Source organism: Pseudomonas sp. GW821-FHT02A08, from assembly GCF_059422045.1.
This window is the reverse complement of record NZ_JBWKWD010000078.1, coordinates 1-3193: the sequence shown is the minus strand read 5'-3', so window position 1 is coordinate 3193 and position 3193 is coordinate 1. Positions and strand designations below refer to the sequence as shown.

Sequence of the window (3193 nt, the reverse complement as noted above, 5' to 3'; positions counted from 1 at the left end):
AATGCAGTGTGTCAGCGCCATCCAGATCGCATGACACACTGCATTCGCGAGCAAGCCCGCTCCCACATTTTGAACAACGTTCAACTTGAGAAGTCGTGCGCTGTTCGAACACTTTCAGGATAGGTCTGTGTAAGAATCTGGAACAAGGTTCTAAATTATTGGAATTCTTCGCTCCAATAACACTCACAAGAGGACCGCATCTTGAATTCGCCACTTCGCATCGCCCTGATCGGTGCTGGCAACATGGGCCAGCAGCACTACCAGCACCTGCAATCCCTGACTGAAGCGACGTTGTGCGCCGTGGCCGATCCCGGACCGCAGGCGGCCAGTCTTGCGGCGCAATGGGGCGTAGCCTGTTTCGCCGATCATCGTCAGATGCTGGAGCAGGCGAAGCCGGACGCTGTCATCGTCGCCAACCCGAACACACAGCACGTCAGCACGGCCCTCGATTGCCTCGCGGCCGGCGTGCCGGTATTGCTGGAAAAACCGGTGGGTGTGCATCTGGATGAAGCCAGGGAACTGGTGGCTGCCTCAAAGGCCAGTGGCGTTCCGGTACTGGTCGGACATCACCGTCGGCACAATCCGCTGATTGTTCGCGCCCACGAACTTGTCCACAGCGGTGCATTGGGTCGGTTGACCACGGTCACGGCGCTCTGGCAGTTGCGCAAGCCAGACAGCTATTTTGAAACACCCTGGCGTCGCGAGGCCGGTGCGGGGATGTTGTTGACCAACCTGATCCACGACCTCGATCTGCTGCGGCACTTGTGCGGTGAAGTGCGTCAGGTTCAAGCCATCACCAGCAATGCCATTCGCGGGTTTGCCAATGAGGATTGTGCGGCGGTGTTGCTGCAATTCGACAGCGGTGCTCTGGGTAGCCTGACCGGCTCCGATGCGGTGGCCGCGCCCTGGAGTTGGGAGCTGGATTCGGGGGAGAACCCGGTGTATCCGCGCCATCCTGATCAACCGTGCTACTTGTTGGCCGGAACGGGTGGGGCGCTGAGCATTCCGCAGCTTAAACGCTGGCACTACAACGAAGTCGATGGCGGCTGGCATCAACCGTTGCTGGCAACCCAGGAAAGCTTCAGTGCCGATGAAGCCCTGCGTCTGCAGCTACAGCACTTCGTGCGCGTTGCGCGCCGGGAGGTCGAGCCGCTGGTGAGTGCCGCCGATGCCGCGCGTACGTTGGCGCTGATCGAAGCCATCCGTGAGGCAGCCGAAACCGGGCGTGCCTGCGCGCCATCGTTGATCGAGGGTTGAGCATGAGCGAGCGCATCTTCTCCCTGGCCAGCCTGACCGTGCTGGAGTTGTCACCGCCCGACATGGTCGAGGTCGCCGCGCGGGCCGGTTACAGTCATGTCGGCTTGCGTCTGGTACCGGCGACCCCGGAGGAACACCACTTTGCCCTGGTGGCCGACCACCAATTGCGGCGCCAGACCCTGGCGCGTCTGCGCGATACCGGTATTCGGGTGCTGGACGTCGAAATCCTGCGGCTCAAGCCGGAAACCGTCGTCGCCGATTTCGAAAAAATCCTCGCGGTGGGTGCCGAGTTCGGCGCCAGTGAGTTGCTGGTGGCCGGTAACGATCCTGACGAGCAGCGGCTGACGCAGCATTTTGCCGAGCTCTGTGATCTGGCGGCAGCCTATGGGCTGCACCCGCATCTGGAGTTCATGCCCTGGACCGATGCGCGCAATCTTCAACAAGCCACGCGTATCGTGGAAAACGCCGGGCGTGAAAACGGCGGCGTATTGGTAGACGCCTTCCACTTCGACCGCTCTGGATCGCGGCTGGAAGAACTGGCCAAAGTTGTCCCCTCACGGTTACGGTATGCACAGTTGTGTGACGTCGCAGGACCTCGGCCGGCCGACATGGCGGAGATCTTGCGTCAGGCGCGTAACGAACGGCGTTTTCCCGGCGATGGCGATTGTGACCTGCCGGGGTTGTTGCGCGGTTTGCCGGCTGACATTGCGTTGAGCCTGGAGATTCCCACCGTACAGTTGCTGGAGCAGGGCGTGAGTGGATTGGACCGGGCGCAGATGGCGCTGGATAAAACCCGGGAATTGTTGGCGTGGCTCTGATCGGTGCTGCGCCCCTATCGTCGGAATGTCGCCCAGGCCAAGCCACGCTCCCACAGGTTCTATGCTGGCCGGGTGCAGCGTGGTTTGCCCGTGATGCGTTTGACTTCAAGTAAGGAAACCCAATGACCGTCAGCACCCCGCTTTCCGGCGTCAATCAGCCCTTCAAAGGGATCCTGCTGATCGTTGTCGCAACCTTCCTGTTTTCCAGCCACGACGCCTTTTCCAAATACCTCTCCGGTTTCTATCCCATCGTCATGGTGGTCTGGGCGCGCTACGTGGTGCACACCTTGCTGATGGCCGGGATTTTCCTGCCGCAGTCCGGGCTGCGGGTGCTGCGTACCAAACGGCCATTACTGCAGGTGATCCGGGCGCTGTGCCTGCTGGGCACCAGTCTGTTTTTCACCACAGGGCTGATGTACATCCCGTTGGCCGAGGCCACGTCGGTCAACTTCCTCGCTCCGGTGCTGGTCACCGCGTTGTCGGTGCCGTTGCTTGGCGAGCGGGTGACTCGGGGGCAATGGCTGGCGGTGATTTTCGGTTTCAGCGGGGTGCTGATCATCGTTCACCCCGGGGGGGATCTGTTTACCCCGGCGGTGTTGCTGCCGTTCTGCTCGGCGCTATTTTTCTGCTTCTATCAACTGCTGACGCGCAAGCTCAGCGAGATCGACAGCCCGACCACCAGCAACTTTTTCGCAGGCTTGTGCAACACGCTGGTGATGAGTGCGCTGGTGCCGTTCTTCTGGCAGACGCCGAACCTGGTGCATGGCGCGATGATGCTGGCGCTGGGGGCCTGCGGGATGACGGCACACCTGTTCCTGACCCAGGCTTTCCGCCTCGCGGCACCGGCACTGCTGGCACCGTTCAGCTATTGCCAGATCATCTTCGCCGGCCTCTTGGGCTGGCTGCTGTTTTCCCATACGCCGACACTGACCACCGTGCTCGGCATTGCCGTGATCTGCTGCAGCGGGTTGGCAGCGGCCTGGCAGCAAAGCCGCCGCTGAAAGAGAGGCGTCAGGCCTAATGCCAGTCAGTTGCGCGGTAATGCGATCTGTAGCAGCTGCCGAGCCCGCGAGGCTGCGTTCGGCTGCGAAGCAGTCGTAAAATCAGTCATTGCGGTA

The 3193-nt window shown here is 61.3% G+C and carries 3 protein-coding genes; all 3 read left to right on the top strand.

The window, feature by feature from the left end:
• Nucleotides 1–201 precede the first annotated feature (201 nt).
• The 3 genes from AC07W4_RS27770 to AC07W4_RS27760 all read left to right on the top strand — a co-directional run bounded on the left by AC07W4_RS27770 (nt 202) and on the right by AC07W4_RS27760 (nt 3076).
• Nucleotides 202–1257 carry a Gfo/Idh/MocA family protein gene (locus AC07W4_RS27770; RefSeq protein WP_495034722.1) on the top strand — a complete coding sequence of 352 codons (1056 nt, stop codon included), beginning with the start codon at nt 202–204 and terminating at the stop codon, nt 1255–1257.
• A gap of 2 nt (nt 1258–1259) precedes the next feature.
• On the top strand, nt 1260–2075 hold the full coding sequence (locus AC07W4_RS27765) for a sugar phosphate isomerase/epimerase family protein (protein ID WP_495034721.1): 816 nt from the start codon (nt 1260–1262) through the stop codon (nt 2073–2075).
• Between the two features lie 122 nt (nt 2076–2197).
• The gene (locus AC07W4_RS27760) at nt 2198–3076 is read left to right on the top strand and encodes a DMT family transporter (RefSeq protein WP_008052441.1); all 879 of its coding nucleotides are present in this window, start codon (nt 2198–2200) and stop codon (nt 3074–3076) included.
• Nucleotides 3077–3193: the final 117 nt, after the last annotated feature.